The sequence below is a fragment of the Paenibacillus lautus genome (assembly GCF_050482385.1).
In the GTDB taxonomy this organism is placed as follows: domain Bacteria; phylum Bacillota; class Bacilli; order Paenibacillales; family Paenibacillaceae; genus Paenibacillus_AQ; species Paenibacillus_AQ lautus_B.
Window position 1 is genome coordinate 169,837 of sequence record NZ_JBCNHV010000013.1, and the last position, 18,330, is coordinate 188,166.

Consider the following 18,330-nt stretch of genomic DNA (forward strand, 5'->3'; position numbering starts at 1 on the left):
GAGAGAACAAGATGAATATGATGAGAATCATCACACAGGTGTTAGGTGAATGTCAATATTTTAATCTGAGGTAACCTTTTTTATAGGAATCGGCACTTAGAGATAGAGACACCAAGAAGGGAGGCTTTAGTGAACGTGTTCCAGTGGATTGAGGAAGCCCGGCGGGGCAGTGCGGAGGCTCAGGAAAGCTTGGTCCGGCATTTTACCGGCATGGCTCTGACCGTGGCCTACGATAAATTGCAGGATCCCCATTTAGCGGAAGATGTCGTGCAGGAGGCATTTACGGAGGCCTTTGCGAATCTGCATAAGCTGCAGGATCCCCGGCGTTTCCCCGGATGGTTCAAAGTGATCGTTGAGCGGCAGTGTTACAGAGACTTGCGCCGCAAGCAATTGCAGACGTTTCCGCTGCATGAGGTGGAGCTGCCGGCTGGAGATCAGCGAGGCTTGGAGTCGGTTGTGGAGAGGAGAGACATGGTACGCCAGCTGCATGCCACTGTCGCCGATCTGCCACCCGGCATGCGGATAGCGGTCCAGCTCTATTATTTTCAAGGCTACAGCCTGCGGGAGATCTCGGAATATTTGGACATATCCCTGCCGGCTTTGAAGAAGAGGCTCTTTGATGCCCGGCGGAAGCTGAAGAACACGCTTCATGTAGCCGACTTTGTATCGGTGTTCGCCGATCTGTATGAAGGAGGAAAACGCATGCTGCATATCGTTAACGGGGATTCGGTAGGGGATAAGCTGAACCAGGGGAATATCCAAGGAGATATCCTGGTGTGGAGGGAACTTTATTCGTTCGGTCCGGTCTTCACGAAGATGGACGAGCCGGATCATCGTAGAACAAGAGCTCAGTATCTGGAGCAAACGCTGGGGATTCCGCAGAAGGAATATATGGGGACCTGCGAGTCGCAGGAGAGGAAGCTTCAGGACTTTCAGCAATATGATGAAATCGTGCTCTGGTTTGAGCATGATCTGTTTGACCAGACGATGCTGTCTTATTTGCTGCATTGGTTTAAGGAGCAGTCACTGGGAAATACGAAGCTGAGTCTGCTGTGCATTGGCGCATATCCGGGCATCGAGCTTTTTCGTGGGCTGGGTCAGCTTAGCACGGAGCAGCTTGAGACTTTATCGGGCACATGGCACACGATTGGAGAAGAAGAGCTCATGCTGGGCAGCATGTTGTGGGAAGCCTATACCTCGGATCTGCCGGAGAAACATCAGCGCATGCTGGAGGTTGATTCCTCGGCACTGCCTTTTGCTAGGGCTGCATTCGAAGCTCATCTGGCACGGCTGCCCTCCGTGAACCATGGACTCGGGATCATCGAGCAGACCACGTTAGAGGCTGTAGCGGGCGGAATCCATAAGCCTCATGAATTATTCCGAAAGGTAGGTGACCAGCTCCATACACTCGGAATGGGAGATCTGGAGTTCTGGTATTACCTGGCGAAGATGACGGAGGGGCCGGATTCCTTGCTTGTTATCGATGGTACAGCACCGTTTCCGGACTTCAAACGGGCTGTACCCCATTTCCAAGATCGGATGCTGCAAGTGACGAGTCTAGGGCGGGAGGTATTAGCCGGGAAGTTCGACTATGCCTGCACCGGAACGATCGATAAATGGGTAGGAGGCTTGCAGGTGCGGGGGAAGGCACCATCATGGCGCTGGGACGCGGAGCGAAAGTCGGTTGTGCGAATGGGCGAATCTGATTAAACGACAGACATAGGAAAAGAACGATATCGAGCAGATTGACGAATCCGATTAACAGCAGATAAAGCATTAAAGCGATCCTGCTTGGCGTTAATGCCAGGCACGGATCGCTTCTTTTAAGATATCAGAAAGTATAAACTTCGGAGGATCTGCTGCCTGATATCGCAAGAAAAACTACCGCTAAACGCGGTCTGTCTTCTTTGAGAGTACGTCGATAGACGTTTTTCTTATACTTACAGATGAGAACCACCGGTTGCGTCAACCATTTGTCCTGTTACCCAGCGCCCGTCGCTGGATGCGAGAAACGCAACGACATCCGCAATATCCGATGGCTGACCGATTCGGCCAAGCGCGGACATCTCCGCGGCATGCCGCTGCCCTTCCGGTGTATGCAGCCAATTAGCATTTACATCCGTATCCACGATGCCTGGAAGAACCGAATTCACCGTGATCCCACGTGGACCAAGCAGTTTGGCGAGATGCAGGGTGAACGTATTGATGGCTCCCTTGGTTATGTTGTAAGCCATAATATGCGGATAGGCGATACGCGTAACACCGGAGGAAATGTTGACGATGCGTCCGCCGTCACGCAGGAGTGGCAGGGCCTGTTGGACCAGGAAGAACGGTGCTTTTACATTGACGGCAAGCAGCTCGTCGAAGCTTTCCTCGGTCGTCTCTTCAAAGGTCTTGGAGGTTCCAATGCCTGCGTTATTCACCAGAATATCGAAACGGTTGCCCCCCGTTACGCGGAGAAGTTCCTCCTCCAGCGAATGAATAAGCCCTTTTGCTCCGGCTACCGATTCCAGTTGGGCACCCAGGGCGATAGCTCGTCCACCCTGATCTTGAATGGTCTGAATAACCTCATCCGCTGCATCGCTGCGCGTGCCGTAATGCACAGCGACCAAAGCCCCTTCTTCCGCTAGCCGAAGCGCGATTCCTTGGCCGATTCCCCGGCTTCCGCCTGTAACCAATGCGATATTGTCTTCTAATCGTTTCATGAAACCCCACTCCTCTTGTTCGATTTAACGCTACTGTACACTCTCCTGTTAAGGGGAGAGTCAAGAGGGTGGTCTAGAATTTTTCTGGAGTTTTTTCATGAACATAAAAGTCATGCCGGATTACTGCTGCAAGTACGGATGGAGGCTGGGTCGAAGTTCGTTTTCGGTAGCCTATTACAGCAAAGGAAGGGTTACTCCGCGTTACCTTGTAAGGGGATGAGCAATTCCGCAGGGCGCTTCTTGCCATAGATATCTTTATCCGAAGTGAGATAGATTTCGCGGATCGGCTCCCGGTCCGATTGAACGAGGCCTTGGGACGAAATCCATGCTTTGAGCTCGGGTACGGCAGGACAGCTATAGCCGTACGGATCACAACGATGGACAAGAGATGCGGCAGATGGCAGCTCCGGTAGGAAGTCTACACGCACCCGACCATTAGCAGGTATATCACCAGTTATGGGGATTGCGATTTCAATGTCCGCAACGTCGGCATTCCCGCTGCCGTCATCATGCCAAAGGATGATGAGTTGACAGACCTCGGGTTCTCCATAAGAGGTCGCGTATTTCGTAATCTCATCAAGCAAGAGACATAGCTGGCTGCGGGGGACTTGGTCGCGAATGAAAGCGGCGAGCTGGGATGGGACTTCCCGGATACGGACAGGGCCTTCCGGATCACCGGCTTCGGATGGTTCCAAGCGCGACATCCTGCTGTTCACCTCATCCAGCTGCAGCTGGAGGGTCCGCATCGCATGCTGAAGCTCCGTCATTTTATCCGCAAGTTTGTTCTTTACGACATCGGTGTCTATATCCTCTTCAAAAAAAGGCTTGAGCTGTTCCAAGGTAAACCCCTGTTCCTTGTAAGCGGCAATCCGCTTGACGGTCAGAAGCTGCTCCTCGGAATAGTAACGGTATCCGCTTTGTTCATCAACATGGGCCGGCTTCAATAGGCCCAGCTCATCATAATATCGCAATGTCTTGATGGAAATGCCGCTGACCTTGGCAAAAGCGCTGATCTTCATCATGCCGATGGCAACCTCCTTTTCGATTCGGTCTGCGTGGATAACGATATCATATCTCGCGCTCCTGCGTACGTAAAGAACTTAGCTCGCCGGTTCTGAAGGAACAACTCGGTCCCAAGGCCGAGTCGGTTTTCATCCTGGAGTGGGAATTCAAAACCGGCCGGACTATCATACAATGGGTTCAAAGAAGAATCAGTGATCCCGCTTAAGAGCAAGAAAGGAGATAAGGTTGATGAACGGGCGCCCACCAGCCGATTCTCGATTAATACCAACGTGCTCATCAAACAGAACGGAGAATGGAAGATATCCGCATTTCACAATTGCCGGATTCAGAAACCGGGCTGGATTCAGCGGTTGACGATGCGTTCGAAATCAAAATCTAGCTGACGAAGGAAGCGGAGGATGTGCTTTGAAGAAGGGTACACGGATAGGAAAAGGCAGGAGTGCAGAGGTGTATGAGTGGGGAGAGTCTCAGGCATTAAAGCTGTATTATGAGGGGTATCGCCCGGAATGGGTGACATATGAGACGGAGATGGGCCGCATCGTTGCGGAAGCGGGCGTACCTGCCCCTGCCGTCTTTGACATGGTGGATATCGAGGGACGAACTGGGGTGGTGTATGAGCGGGTTACAGGACCGTCGATGCTGCATCAGGTTCAATCGTCACCGCTCCAGCTAATGAAGTGCGCCCGGGAGATGGCCCGGCTCCAGCATGCGATGCATGGCTGCACAACAACCCTGCTGCCGCTGCAAAAAGAGAGGCTGGAGCATGCGATTCTCGATGCAAGCGGCATCCTGCAAGGAAAGGCGCAGGCCATATGCAAGGTGCTGAACTCTATGCCTGAAGGGGACTCCATCTGTCATGGCGACTTCCACCCGGACAATGTGATCGTGACGGAGAGCGGATGCCGGGCGATCGATTGGAATAACGCCACGATTGGTGACCCTCTATGCGACGTTGCGAGGACATCCCTGATGCTTCAATCTCCGTTTCATCCGCACGAACAGTCGAGCCTTATGGTGATTCCGCTTCGGATGGCCCGAACCCTGTGGAATAAAGTATACCTGAATGAATATTGTCGATTATCTCATGCAAAGTATGAGGAGATTGACCGCTGGATGCTGCCGGTAGCGGCAGCCAGGCTGAGAGAGGATGTCCCTGGAGAAAGAGCATGGCTGCTGGGTCTAATTGATGATCGGCTGCGTGCATATGCTTGACGACAGGAGAGCCTGGTCATCACTTCGGTGAAGCCGGTAAGGTCTAGGGACGTCATCCTATGGAACAGAATAAAAGCCATTTTCATTAACAACACCTGCCTATAGGGATTTTATTAAGCCTCGGCCGCCGACTGACCTGGGACGGAACGTCTTCGATTCGACGTACGATGAATTTGATAGTAGCCTATAGCCGACAAGGCGCTGAACATCAGGTTGAGGCCGATCAACCATTGGTAGCTGTTCGTGAGGTCAAACAGGAATCCGCCGGAGAAAGAACCGAGAACAGCTCCCGCTTGATGGAAAATAAGCAGCGTTCCTGTCTGCAATCCAACGGAGCGATTGCCCATAGCTTCGCTAGCTACCAACATGCCACCGGGGATGGCCCCTAAATAGCTGGCTCCGAAGATGACCGAGAAGATGATCGGAGAGATGCTGAAGTGCAGAAAGAGCATCGTAAAGGCCAGAATTCGGAATGCATACAGGAAGGACAGTGCTAAACTTCTTGACATCCGGTCCAGGAGCAAGGCAAACAGCAGCCCGCCTGCCAACTCAAGCAGCCCGAGAATGCTCAGTGAGGATGTGAACATGACCGAGCCGACATGATCATGCCGGTGGATGGCCATCAGGTGCATTTCAACCGTTCCCATGCTGAAGCCGCAAGTGAACAAGGCAAAGACCACCAGGAGTACCGTCCGGTTGGTTACCATCTCCCTAGCGATCGAGAGGAACGGCAGCCGTCCCGTTGATGGGGGGGAATCCGAAACAGCCGGTTTCTCTCTGTGCTGACCCGGTTGGCGTTCCTTCATGATAAGGAAAGTGAGCGGTATGGATATGAGCGTAATCCACAAGGTGATGGTGAATGCCGTTGTCCAGTCAAGCCAATCCCGATTGCTGACAAATAGAGGCGTCAGAATGGCCAGTCCGAGGGAGCTTGCGCTGGTCATGATCATGAGCGCTTTCGCCTTATGCCGGCTGAACCAGCTTGTAACCACGACATATCCTGTACTCGCGGCCATGCCGGAGAGGCCGGAGAGCAGCCCGAGCCCTATGAAAAATCCCGCCGGATGATGAAGCGTAAGCACGGTCAGCATGGACAGTACGCCAAACAGAGCGTTCAGGAGCATCATTTTTTTGGGACCGTATTTATCGGTTAACCATCCGCCGAGGGGAGAACAGATAGCGGCGACGGCAATGTTGAAGGACCATGTGAAGCTAATAAAGGTCAGGTCCACGTCCAAATCCCGTGCCATTTCGTGCTGGTAATAAGACATGACAAACCGGCTGATTGCCGCTGCAAAACCAAGTGTCCATAGATACAGTAGTATGATCCACGCATAACCCCGATCTTTCTCCATCGTTACTATCCCAGCTCCTTCCTAAGTCTTTACTTCCGCTATGTCATGGAATAAGCTAATTTTAATCATGGGGCAGAAAATGAACAGGACAATTTAGATCAACTGTATCAATACAGGGGGATGAGCGGGATGGACACGAAGCACGAGCAAATTGTTGCGTATATGATCCGGGAAGTGGAAGGGGGGCATATTCGGTCAGGCCATAAGCTGCCTTCGGTCCGGGCCGTGGCCAAAATGTTCTCCTGTAGTCCCAACACGGTCGTTCGTGCATATCAGACCTTGGAGCGCGATGATGTCATTTACCCGGTAGCCAAGAGCGGATACTACCTTGTAGAAGGGAAGAACCGCACCTCGTCGGCACGAATGGAAAGCGAGCCGATTGATTTCGCCTCAACGACACCCCGGGGCGATTTTTTGCCGTTCCAGGAGATGGAGCATTGCCTGCGTAAGGCGATTTCCGTGTACAAGGAGGAGCTGTTCGGTTACACCGATTCGCAGGGGATCTTCTCGTTAAGGAACGAGCTGAGCAGGTACTTCTATGGGCAGCAGATCTTTGCGAAGCCCGATCAAATCACTGTGGTCACTGGAGCGCAGCAAGCCTTCTCGATCCTGACGCGTTTGCCTTTTCCGGGTAAGGGGCAGGCGGTGCTGGTTGAACAGCCGACGTATTTCGGTTTCTTGGCGGCAGCGCGCGTTGCAGGTTGTCTGGTGATCGGAATCCAGCGCGATGAGCAGGGGATCGACATGAAGGTGTTGGAGTCTCATTTTCGTAGTGGACAGATCAAATTCTTCTATACGGTACCGAGATTCCTTAACCCGCTAGGCACCTCGTATTCGCTGGAGCAGAAGCTGCGTATCGCGGAGCTTGCCCGGCAGTATGATGTCTATATCGTGGAAGACGATTATCTGGCGGATCTGGAGGAGGATGCGAAGGCGGACCCCTTGTACGCACTGGATCAGTCAAGTCATGTCATCTATGTCAAAAGCTTCTCGAAAACGATTCTGCCGGGCATGCGAATGGGTGCCGTTATTCTTCCCGAGCGCTTGCTGGATTTGTTCATAACGTATAAGAACGCTGCGGATGTTTCATCTCCGATCCTCTCCCAAGGCGCTCTTGAAATTTACCTCAAGAGTGGAATGTACAGGCGCCATGCCGCCAGAATTCGGGCCCATTATCGGGAGAAGATGCGATATGCCACCGAGGTGTGTGCCCGTGTCTTCGGCAGCGGCATTCCCTACACTTGCCCTTCCTCCGGCGTGTTCATCACCCTCCGCCTTCCGAAGTACGTAAAGGCATCTGTACTGCAGGACCGCCTGATGCAAAGAGGGGTTTCGGTGATGAACGTGGATATTCACCTGCTGCCGGAGAATCAGCAAAATGACCGGATCCGGTTATGTATAATCGGGGTGGAGAAACCCCGGATTGAGGCGGGATTGACGGTCATCGAGCAGGAGATTAGGCGCCTTGAGCGGAGGATGAGATAGCCGAGGGAACAGGAGAGATAAGCAGAGTGCTGTGCAGGAACACCTTTCACTGAAGTCGCCAGATATCTCAAACTTCTAGTTTCAATATAGAACGGGAAGTATAAAGATAGATAGACGTCGAAGCAGAAGGGGGTATCCTTCCAAAAAAGCAGGAACCCTATAGGGCTCCTGCTTTTTTGCGAATCGGCACGATGGACCCATAGGTACCGCATCGCCACAACCATTCGAGAGGTCCGAATTGGAACCAACGTAACCACAGATTGCTGGCTATGATCTGGAAGGCCACAATCCCCAGGGAAACGAGCGTCGATACGACATACGTGGTGGGTGAGGCGTCTAGGATCAAGCGCTGAATCCCTACCAGAAAGACGGTCTGTCCAATGTAGTTGGTAAGCGCCATTCGCCCATATGCCTGCAACGGATACAGCATCTTCGCACCGATTCGGTTACGCAGAAGCATTAAGAGCGAGCTTAGATAAAATACGGACACAAGAGGGCCAGTCGCTATCCCGATATGTGCCAGAGTGAAGGCCGCTTCCATGGTCGGTGATGGCGATTCGCCTTCTACCTTGAATAGAAACGGTGACATCGGCTCGGAAGGTGCTGCCCACCACATGATACCGGTAACGATGACGGTTCCGAGTAATGACAGCATCCAAACCCAACGTAAAGTGCTTAATCGTAATCCCTTGCTGATGGTGTCCATTAATCGATATTGGCCTGCGGCCAGCCCTAACAGGATCAGGAATGGAATGGTCAGCAGCTTGACTCCCATCATTGCCGCAATTGCAAACCCCACCAATCCAATGCCAAGATTAACCCTCCGCGGCGCCCAATAGAGTGGGACCGCAAGCAGACCGACAATCGCATAATGGAACAAGGCCTCCCCCGATTGATACAACTGATGTATGAACCCGATCAGCACCAAAATCACTAATCGGCGAATATACAGCCGAAGTCTTGGCTTTCCTCCCGATGAGGCGCTTCGGGATAGAAACATGTAGAACCCAAGTCCGAACAGGAACGTGAAGATGGTGTAGAATCGGGCTTCTACGAAAAAGTTAAGCCCTCGCTGCAGCCAAAAATCCGCTGAGGTTTCCGGCGTGGCGATGAGCCAGAGTGCCAACACGTTAACAAACGGCAGACCAAGCAGGGCAAACCCCCTGAACTGGTCTAAAAAATGTAATCGCCCCTTTCCGATGGCAGGCTGATGCTGAGTCGCTGCGTCTTTTTGTTCTATATGCATATTCACACCATCATTCCATTCACAGATTTAATATAACGGGCTCTGGCGATCAGGAAATAGATCGCTTGGGCGGCCAGGAATGCTGATGAGGCAACCAATACAGGACCACTTACGTACGGAACATCCAGGTATCCGAGAATCGGGCCGAGCACAACCAAGGACTGCAGGGCTGCAACCAGAATCGGGATAAAGAACAGTACGGCAATCTGAATGGTGGCGGAGACGTTCATCTCCCGTGCGCTGAGTCCGATCTTGGACAGGGAACGATACATCGCTTGGTCAGCTGAAAGCTCCGTATGCAGTTTGAAATACAAGAAGCTTGCCGATGAAATTGAGAAAATCAAGGCGACAAATACGCCGATAAAGCTGAATAATGCAAACCCTTGCTTGTTGGTGTAATAATTCTCGGCCCTGGATTGAATATACCCTTCGCTAAAGACATCCCGGTTCCATTCTGACAGTTCAAGGCCGAGCTTGGTTTCGAGATCATCTTTCTCGGGAAGCCCCTCAGAAGCTGGGAGAATAAATTGCCTCATTCGATTTACTCCGTATTTGTTATCTATTTGCTCCCGCAGCTCCTCGAACATGTTGTCCGTGACGACCAGCAGCCTGCCGCTATATACCACAGCCGCAATCCGGTCTGTGCGGTTCTCCAAGCTGAAAGAGTAGGGCTGACCGGATAATTCGATATCCAATTCCGTTAGCGCTCCCTTGCTCTTCTTCGCTGCGATCGGGGTTTCCGCCAATAAAGCTTCATTCTCGCCGAATGTCCCGGATGGCTTCGCATTCATCATGGCAGCCAAAAGGTTGTATTGGGATTGCGGCATGATGGATAAGGAGTACTCCCCCTTCGGTAACATGCTATAGTAGATAGACTCAACATCCGCCTGTTTGTATGCCAACCCTTCAGACTGCAGCCGCTGTTCAATCAGAGCCAATTCTTCCTGAACTTTCTTATCGGCAGTATTGCCGTAGTAGCTGTAACTCAGCGCATACGGGTTATCCCAATAGACCGATTTGACCGATTGCTGCATAGCCAGCACGAAACCGGTGCTCATAGAAGCCAGGGCCACCACGACCGTGACCAAAAATAGCATGCGGGCATTGTCTTTGATCTTGTAACTCATTTCGGAAATCCACAGCAGGTTGGTCCCTTTCCATGTGGTCGTACGGCTTCTCTGCAGCATCCGGACAACCCACACCGATAGTTGGGAGTAGAAGAAATACGTGCCCATAATTCCGGTTACCGCGGCGATTATCAGTCCCGTAGGGTCTAACTCTTTGGCGCGAAGGACGGTAAAGCCGATGGTAAGCAGCACCACGCCCAAGAGGGCCAGGAACAGATTGGTTTTCGGTTCGGTTTTCGGTTTGCTGGTGCCTTTGAGAAGCTCCAGGACTTGGTTCTTCCGGATAAATAACAAGGTAAAGAGCGAAATGACGAGAAACAGCGCGGCGAACGCACTGGCGGTCAGCAGCATCGCTTTGACCGGCCAATAGAACGGCAGCTCGTCCATATCAATGACTTTGGTGCTGATGAGCAGGAATACCTTGGATAACAGCATTCCGCTGGCGATGCCTGTTACGATGGCAATGGCGCCAATCAGAATGTTCTCCAGGAAGATCAGCCAATTGATCTGTTTGGCTTCGGCTCCGAGAATTGTAAGAATACCGAACTCCCGGTTCCGCGACTTCAGGAAGACGCTGATTGAATACAGCACGAACAAGAACGCAAACACGTAGACGATGACCGTGGCAATTGTCATTCCCGTACGCGTCATGGTGCCCATAGGCGAATTCTCGATATCCGGATGATAGATGAACACCGCATACGTAAAGAAGATCATGACCATGAACGAGCTGCTAAGCAGGTAAGCGAAATATTGACGTGCGTTACGCCGGACATTGTTAAACGCGAATTGAGGAAAGCTCACTTGTATTCCCTCCCCAGAACGATAGCGTATCGATGATTTTTTGGAAAAAGGCCTGCCGGTTCTCTCCGCGGTGAATTTCGGCGGCAAGCTTGCCGTCTTTAATAAAGACGATGCGGTTGCAATAGCTTGCGGCCAAAGGATCATGCGTAACCAGCATTAATGTGGTATGATCCCGCTCGTTAATCTCGGCTAACGACTCCATCACGATGCGTGAAGAGTTGGAATCGAGCGCTCCTGTAGGCTCATCCGCAAGCAATAACAGAGGCGCGCCGATGATAGCCCTGGCAATCGCAGTGCGCTGTCGTTGCCCTCCCGAAATCTCGTACACGCGTTTATTCAGAATTTCGCGGATGCCAAGCCGCGAAGCGGTTTGCTGCAGCAGTGACTCCATGTCCTTGAGCGGACGGCGGTCCAGCGTAAGCGGAAGCACGATATTCTCGGCAACCGTTAACGTATCAAGCAGATTGAAATCTTGAAACACAAAGCCGAGCTGTCTGCGGCGGAAGTGGGCAAGCTCGCTTTTTTTCATAGTATAAGGATTTTTGCCCCCGATCTTGACCTCGCCCGAGCTTGGACGATCGATGGTTGACACCATGTTCAGCAGGGTGGTTTTGCCGCTGCCTGAAGGGCCCATGATGCCGACGAATTCTCCTTCTTGGATGGTGAGATGAATATCGGTAAGAGCTTGTGTCGCCACTTTGCCCGCATATACTTTGTTTAATGCTTTTACTTCAAGAATATCCATAAACCGAGAAGCTCCTTTCTGTATACCTCATTAGTGTGCGAGTTCAAAAAGTCGGATTTTCAGCACCGAGAAGGTTGGATGAAGATAGGGACTGAGGAGCGGAGCGTACGTTTTGGGTACGTGAGCACCGGAAGGCCCGGCTGAATTCAAGATTCGATGCCGAGTTTCTTCTTGACTCCCTTCGTGGTCAAAAGACGACTTTTTGAATAACCTCATTAGTGTAACCTAACTCTATCGTATACTGACCTGACCCTGCTATGGATTTAGGTGAAACGGAGCTTACATCTCCCATAAGGTTATGTTCGCATTTTTTGTTCGTATTCCGAGATGATCGATATGAAATTAGCCTCTGTCCATGCAAAGAAGACACATCTAAATTTGAGATGTGTCTTGGTTTACTGCTTGACGCAGCGTCAAGGTAACGGTGGTTCCTTCACCCAGCATGGATTCCAGTTGGACGGTGTGATCAAGCTTATGGGCGATTTCACGGACAAGGTACAGGCCCATACCGGTGGATTCATGATATTGCCGACCGCGCTCTCCCGTGAAGTAGGGATGGAACACCCGGTTGATGTCCTCCGGGGCAATACCGATACCCTCATCGCGTATATGAAGTTTGATGTGTTTCCCTGCTTCTTCTGCGGTTAATTGAATCTTCTTGCCGGGGCTGTCGGAGTAGTTCACAGCGTTCGTCAGAATCTGACCCAGCATAAATCGAAACCATTTGGCATCTGTATAGACGGAGATCCGATCATCGATTTGAAACACCGGCGTAATCCCCTTACGAATGAACAGCTTGCGGTTCTCGACGACGGATTCGCTGACCGCGGCACGGAGCAGGGTGGCTTCTACCGCGAAATCCTGCTCGAACCGGTCCAGGCGTGCGGTATACAGCACCATTTCGAGGCCTTTGCGAATGCGCTCAAGCTCTTCCCGAATATGTTCGGCGGATGTCTCCTCGACTTCATCGAGCGTTAACTGAATCACTGATAGCGGGGTTTTCATCTGATGTACCCAGCGGTTGACGAAAGCCAGATGCTGGTCGGTTTGACTCTGATGTCGATGCAGCTGTTCGCGGTATAAGCGTTCATAATGGCCGATCCGCTCGTGTATCGCTTCCGGCAGTGGCGCTTCACCCAGGGGAGGGCTTAAGAATTCCTCCTCCGAAAGCTCCTCGGAAGAAAGCTCTTGATACATCGTGCGATGAGAAAGGTACCGGTATGCAAGATAGAGGAGCAGCACGACACTGCTCAATAACACCCCATATAGCACGACAGTAAAAGGTCTGCCTTCACCGGTAAGCCAGTACAGCAGGGGGATGAGCAGCATTTGAACGGTAAAAAACAGTATGAGCGGGAGATGCTCCCGCAGGAAGAGTCTCATTGAGGCTCCCTGCCTGTAATAAACCGGTAGCCTGCTCCCCGGACGGTTTCGATAAGATCTCCGACGCCCAGCTCACGAAGCTTGCGACGAACCCTTGTAATATAGACATTTAGCGTATTGTCATCAATGAAATGCTGATCTTCCCACATCAGGTCCAGCAGCCGCTCGCGGCTGACCACACGGCCGTCTTTTTCCATCAGCATCGTCAGCAGGGCTGCTTCCTTCTGGGTAAGCTCGGCTGACTCGTCTCCATAAGTCACGACGAATCGCTCCGGATAGATGATGAGACCGGCGCTTTCGACGGTATGCTCATCCTCTTGACCGGAGGCATAGGCACCGACTGCACGGCGCAGGTGGCTGCGGATCTTCGCCAGAACAAGCTCCATATCAAACGGCTTCGTAATATAATCATCCGCCCCGTTTTCCAGCGCCATAATCTGATCCATGCCGCTGTCTCGCGCCGAGATGAAGATGATCGGAACGTGCGATTGGGTGCGGATTTGCCTGCACCAATAGAACCCGTCGTATTTCGGCAGATTGACGTCCAGCAGAACCAGATCCGGTTTCGAATCCGTAAAAATGCCCATGACGCGGCTGAAGTCTTCGGTGATCCGTACGTTAAAATCATACTTGGAAATAGCCGATCTTAATTTATCCGCGATTCGTTCATCGTCTTCCACAATCAGGATGGTGTACACGGTTCCAGCTCCTTTAACTCCTAAGCTATATCATGTATTACTATACCGAATTGGAGATGACGTTGGAAATCCAGTGGTCCAGGATTCTGAATTGGAGGTAATCTATGAGAACTGCGAGGAGAATGAATCCGATGCTGGCAACCAAAGTAAGCAATATCGCTGATTTAAGCTGTAGATGGAATCTGCTGCGGATGGCCGCTCGAAACCAGAACCATAGCGCAGCAATGGAGATCATAATCAAGAGTATAGGTTTCCAAAAGAATTGCGCGTTGATATCAATGTCGGACACTCGTATGGCAACACCTGTTGACATGAAGATAGAAAATATGAATGTGACATATAGTCCGACGGTTGCCGACCATCCCCATGTCTTTTGTGCCCATGCCCCTATCGAAGCGGCAATAAACAGGATAAAAATAACCAGAGATAATAGAATGTATGCTCCTTGAGACCAGAACGAAGGATCAAATGTCTCATTGGTAAATCGGATAGAATCCCGAACACGGTTATACCCCAAAATAGCAACGATGATCACCTGAATGATCGAGGCTATAGCGATGAAGCGTTGTTCCCGATTTGGCATGCTGTACACCTCTTTTATGTTTTGTTCATTTTACCATAATCTAGATGAAATAGGTCATAACATACCAAGTATATGAGATGCCCAATCGAGTTGTGAATCATGGTACGATCCCGAATTAACCTTTGCCCAGGCCCATGCATAAGATGTAGTCACATAAAACCTGCTGCCTGGGAAAGGGCGTGACTTCATATGGGGATTCATTTAACCGCGATTCACTGGGTGTACCTGGCGTTTATCGTCTTGATCATGACGCTGTTGATTCGGCGGCGCGATACGTCGCTTGTTTGTATTACCGGAATATTTGCGCTTGGCCTTCTGGCTACGGAAACGTTAAGCGGCTCGGTCTCCGGCGTGTTTCATTCTTTCATCTATGCGACCAAAGAGCTGATGGGCACCATCATGATTATATCCATTATCGTGGCGATGAGCCGAGTCTTGATCAAGACGGGGATCAACGAGACGATGGTGGCCCCGCTAACCCGGTTTCTACGTACTCCCGCGATGGCTTACTGGGGCATTGGAATCATTATGATGGTCACGTCCTTTTTCTTCTGGCCGTCACCGGCAGTGGCGTTGATTGGTGCGGTCCTGCTCCCTGTGGCCATCCGTGTGGGTTTGCCGGCCCTCGGTGCGGCAGTGGCGATGAATCTGTTCGGGCACGGCATTGCGCTATCGGGAGATTATATTATTCAAGGGGCGCCTAAATTAACAGCGGATGCAGCCGGATTGCCTGTATCCAGCGTTATGGCTGCCAGTGTGCCGCTCGTGATCGTCATGGGACTTGTGACAACCGTAACGGCATTCTGGATGATGCGCAGAGATCAGCGGAACGGCAGCTGGAGAGATGGACTGGTAACCATTAAAAGCACGGGAGACGCGCTTACCACGCGTACCGAAGAGGATGATGCTGTTTCGGCGATATCCCCGGTTATGAAAAAATGGTTGGCTATCGTCATTTTGCTGTTGTTCGCGGCAGACGTTGTCACCATGTTCATCCTAAAGCTGCAGGGCGGAGATGCAACGGCCTTGGTCGGCGGCACAGCCGTCCTTATCCTCAGTGTCATTGCCTTGCTGGCTCACCGCAACCGGGGATTAGAGAAGGTCACCTCGTATTTGATCGAGGGATTCATGTTTGGCTTCAAGGTATTCGGTCCCGTCATTCCTATCGCGGCGTTCTTCTATTTGGGGGATGCGGCGTTTACCGAATTGTTCGGTAAAGTGCTTCCGGAAGCATCCCATGGGATCGTGAACGACCTGGGGGTTGCCCTCGCGAATGGGGTGCCACTGAACGGTGCGGTAGGTTCAGTGACATTGACGATCACGGGCACCATTACAGGGCTTGACGGTTCGGGCTTCTCGGGTATATCCCTTGCTGGCTCGATCGCGCAGCTGTTCGCTACGGCCATTGGCTCAGGTGCGGCTACGCTGACAGCGCTTGGGCAGGTTGCGGCAATCTGGGTAGGCGGCGGCACGCTCATTCCTTGGGCATTGATCCCGGCTGCAGCCATCTGTGGAGTCAGCCCGTTCGAGCTGGCAAGGCGGAATTTGAAGCCGGTGCTGCTGGGTCTGGCCGTGACTACCGTCGTGGCCATGTTCCTGGTATAAGCTATGGCAAACATAAATAGCGCTGACCGTATACGTCAGCGCTCGTTTCATCTATGGAGGTACCGAAGTTGGTCATAACCATGTTTACCTCAAACATAAGGGGCATCCCCAGGCTGCTAACCTAAATGGGGATGCCCCTTACTTATATGAGCAAAGCTGTAACGGTTACTTCTTCGATATCGAGAACGGCAGCTCATCTGAGCTGTAAGAACGATAGCTTGGAGCCAGTCCGAGACGGAAATCAAGGGACTTGCCTGCCAGTATATCCTCATGCGTAATGTACAATTTGGTATAATCCTGTCCCTCTAATTGAACGTTCGCAACGAAATTGGACTGCGGATTATTGTTGTCGGTATGAATCAACATCTGCTTCCCGTTTGGCAGCTCAATGCTCACGCTGTCGAATAACGGGATACCGAGGACATATTCATTGCTGCCTGGACATACCGGGTAGAAGCCCATGGAGCTGAATACATACCATCCGGACATGCTTCCATTGTCCTCGTCACCCGGGAAGCCGTTAAAGCCGCTGTTGAACAGGTTCGACATCAGCTGCTTGATGACAACCTGGGAAGAAGCAGGCTGCCCTACATAGTTGAACAGATAAGGAATATGGAAGCTTGGCTGGTTGGAAATCGCCAGCTGGCCATAGTCGATGGCAGCCATCTCACTCATCTCATGAATTTCAAAGCCGTAGCCCCGCACGTCGAAGTCCGGTGCTTTGTTGCACAATTCAGTGATTTTGTCGAAAAAGCGTTCCTTCGAACCGTACGCCTCAATTAAACCCTGGAAATCCTGGAACACCGCAAAGCTGGTCTGCCAGGCGCTTCCTTCGGCATAATCGAGCCCCCAGCTCGTATCGCTGAAATCCGGACGGAACTGGCCGTGTGGGTCCTTTGCTCGCATGAACCCGGTTTCCGTATCGAAGATATTCTTGTAGTTGAGCGCGCTCTGTCTATATTGGTCCGCTACATCTGATCGGCCCAAGACATCGGCCACGCGGCTGATGCAGTAGTCGCTGTATGCGTAATCCAGCGTATGGTTCACGCTCTCGTGATAGGTGTTTGGCACGTAACCGTACTGTATGTAGTCCATTGTTCCCTGACGTCCATAACAGTCCTTTCCGCTCTGCGTGGTAGCGGCAGTCAGCATGGCTTCCAGCAGCTCCGGCATCAGGTGCGGAGCCAATCCTTTGGCCGCAGCATCCGCAATGACGGCGTCAATAAGCGTACCTGGCATCAGTCCGCGCTCATCCGGAGACAGCCATTTCGGCAGGAAGCCGGTTTCGCGGTAGGAATTCAGGAAACCTTCCAGCATTTCTTCATATTCTTTCGGAGCGATGATGGAATAGAGCGGATATACGGTTCTGTAAGTATCCCAGAAGCCGTTGTTGGTATAGAGAATCCCTTTCTTGACAGATCGGGCCGTTGTATCGTAATGTACCGGCTCCATGTTGGCATCAAGCTCATAGAACTTCTGCGGGAACAGGAACATGCGGTAAAGGCAAGTATAGAAGGTCCGCATATATTCTTCGTTCGGGTGAGTGACACGGATTTTGGTCAGGTAATGATTCCAAGCTTGCGCAGCCAATTCCTTCTGCTCATCCAGGGATGGGTTCAGCTCGCGCGCAAGGTTAAGCCCTGCTTGCTCCAGGCTAATAAACGATGTTGCCAGTTTAACCTCCAGCACATCCCTTTCACAGTCTTTGAAACGAATGACGACATGCTGGTCGACACCGCCAAAAGCAACCTCAGGGAAGAAATGGCCTTCCTCGTTGTAATAACCTGTTGTTGCGAGATCTATGTCCTTGCTGAAGCTCATGGCTACGTACATACGGAACCCGTCATCGTGACAGCCTGCGAAGTTGCTGACATAGCCCGTTAGTCTGCGCTGGGCTGCATCCAGTCGGAATTCGCTTATGTTATTAACGTTTAGGACAAAGCCTGCCTGCTGCCCGGAATTGTATTTCATGCGCATTGCTGCACCGTAGGTGCTGGGAACCAGCTCCGTGGTGATGTTATAACGCTGCTGCTTCACTTTGAGATAGTGGGGCTTGAATATCGCTTCTTCTGGCCGGTAGGAGCTTTGACAGGTGAAGACGGACCCTCTGATTTTGTCGTCCGCAATCGGCGTCATCAGGAAGTGGGCGAAGTCGCCCATCCATGGACTTGGCTGGTGTGTCAGGCGAATGCCTTGGAAGACGCGGTCATTGGGGTTGAAGAACCAGCTTCCTTCATTTTTGGTTTGGACAACAAAGTGGTTCATACCGAAAGGTACACCCGTATAAGGGAGCGCATTCCCGTTGGAATAAGTGTACTGATTGTTGGTGCCTTGCCTTGTATCGATATAGTTTAGCATG

Annotated in this window: 14 protein-coding genes; 4 read left to right on the forward strand and 10 right to left on the reverse strand. The window is 51.6% G+C overall.

Annotation, left to right across the window (positions count from 1 at the left end):
- Positions 1–129: 129 nt before the first annotated feature.
- On the forward strand, positions 130–1,710 hold the full coding sequence (locus ABEW73_RS17390; protein ID WP_430166568.1) for a sigma-70 family RNA polymerase sigma factor: 1,581 nt from the start codon (positions 130–132) through the stop codon (positions 1,708–1,710).
- 230 nt (positions 1,711–1,940) lie between these two features.
- On the opposite strand, the gene ABEW73_RS17395 is transcribed toward ABEW73_RS17390, so the two are convergent.
- Together ABEW73_RS17395 and ABEW73_RS17400 are read right to left on the reverse strand one after the other, a co-directional pair.
- Entirely contained in the window at positions 1,941–2,705 is a 765-nt protein-coding gene (locus tag ABEW73_RS17395) for an SDR family oxidoreductase (RefSeq protein ID WP_430166570.1), read from the reverse strand.
- A gap of 191 nt (positions 2,706–2,896) precedes the next feature.
- Positions 2,897–3,727 carry a MerR family transcriptional regulator gene (locus ABEW73_RS17400; RefSeq protein ID WP_430166572.1) on the reverse strand — a complete coding sequence of 277 codons (831 nt, stop codon included), beginning with the start codon at positions 3,725–3,727 and terminating at the stop codon, positions 2,897–2,899.
- Between the two features lie 406 nt (positions 3,728–4,133).
- Between ABEW73_RS17400 and ABEW73_RS17405 the strand changes: the two genes are divergently transcribed.
- Positions 4,134–4,940, forward strand: coding sequence for a phosphotransferase family protein (locus tag ABEW73_RS17405; RefSeq protein WP_430166574.1), 807 nt, complete (start codon positions 4,134–4,136; stop codon positions 4,938–4,940).
- Between the two features lie 113 nt (positions 4,941–5,053).
- Here ABEW73_RS17405 and ABEW73_RS17410 read toward each other — a convergent pair whose 3' ends face one another.
- Positions 5,054–6,295 (reverse strand): MFS transporter, encoded by a 1,242-nt coding sequence (locus ABEW73_RS17410; RefSeq protein WP_430166576.1) that lies wholly within the window; start codon positions 6,293–6,295, stop codon positions 5,054–5,056.
- 129 nt (positions 6,296–6,424) lie between these two features.
- On the opposite strand from ABEW73_RS17410, the gene ABEW73_RS17415 reads away from it, so the two are divergent.
- The gene (locus ABEW73_RS17415; protein WP_430166578.1) at positions 6,425–7,780 is read left to right on the forward strand and encodes a PLP-dependent aminotransferase family protein; all 1,356 of its coding nucleotides are present in this window, start codon (positions 6,425–6,427) and stop codon (positions 7,778–7,780) included.
- Between the two features lie 157 nt (positions 7,781–7,937).
- Here the strand turns inward: ABEW73_RS17415 and ABEW73_RS17420 are convergent, their stop codons facing one another.
- The 6 genes from ABEW73_RS17420 to ABEW73_RS17445 form a co-directional block, all read right to left on the reverse strand.
- Positions 7,938–9,026: a DUF418 domain-containing protein gene (locus tag ABEW73_RS17420; protein WP_430166580.1), complete on the reverse strand. Its 1,089-nt coding sequence runs from the start codon at positions 9,024–9,026 to the stop codon at positions 7,938–7,940.
- Positions 9,027–9,028: 2 nt separating this feature from the next.
- On the reverse strand, positions 9,029–10,957 hold the full coding sequence (locus ABEW73_RS17425; RefSeq protein ID WP_430166582.1) for an FtsX-like permease family protein: 1,929 nt from the start codon (positions 10,955–10,957) through the stop codon (positions 9,029–9,031).
- The gene (locus tag ABEW73_RS17430; RefSeq protein ID WP_430166584.1) at positions 10,932–11,702 is read right to left on the reverse strand and encodes an ABC transporter ATP-binding protein; all 771 of its coding nucleotides are present in this window, start codon (positions 11,700–11,702) and stop codon (positions 10,932–10,934) included. Before ABEW73_RS17430 ends, ABEW73_RS17425 begins: the two co-directional genes overlap by 26 nt.
- A gap of 372 nt (positions 11,703–12,074) precedes the next feature.
- Entirely contained in the window at positions 12,075–13,085 is a 1,011-nt protein-coding gene (locus ABEW73_RS17435; RefSeq protein ID WP_430166586.1) for a sensor histidine kinase, read from the reverse strand.
- Complete coding sequence (locus ABEW73_RS17440) at positions 13,082–13,783, reverse strand: response regulator transcription factor (RefSeq protein ID WP_430166588.1); 702 nt, start codon at positions 13,781–13,783, stop codon at positions 13,082–13,084. Before ABEW73_RS17440 ends, ABEW73_RS17435 begins: the two co-directional genes overlap by 4 nt.
- Positions 13,784–13,823: 40 nt before the next feature.
- Positions 13,824–14,366, reverse strand: coding sequence for a hypothetical protein (locus ABEW73_RS17445; RefSeq protein WP_430166589.1), 543 nt, complete (start codon positions 14,364–14,366; stop codon positions 13,824–13,826).
- 189 nt (positions 14,367–14,555) lie between these two features.
- Here ABEW73_RS17445 and ABEW73_RS17450 point away from each other — a divergent pair, with 189 nt between their 5' ends.
- Positions 14,556–15,971, forward strand: a complete 1,416-nt coding sequence (locus tag ABEW73_RS17450; RefSeq protein ID WP_430166591.1) for a hypothetical protein — start codon at positions 14,556–14,558, stop codon at positions 15,969–15,971.
- Positions 15,972–16,136: 165 nt separating this feature from the next.
- Here ABEW73_RS17450 and ABEW73_RS17455 read toward each other — a convergent pair whose 3' ends face one another.
- A complete protein-coding gene (locus ABEW73_RS17455; RefSeq protein WP_430166593.1) occupies positions 16,137–18,329 on the reverse strand; it encodes a GH92 family glycosyl hydrolase in 2,193 nt (730 codons plus the stop codon).
- Between the last annotated feature and the right edge of the window lies 1 nt (position 18,330).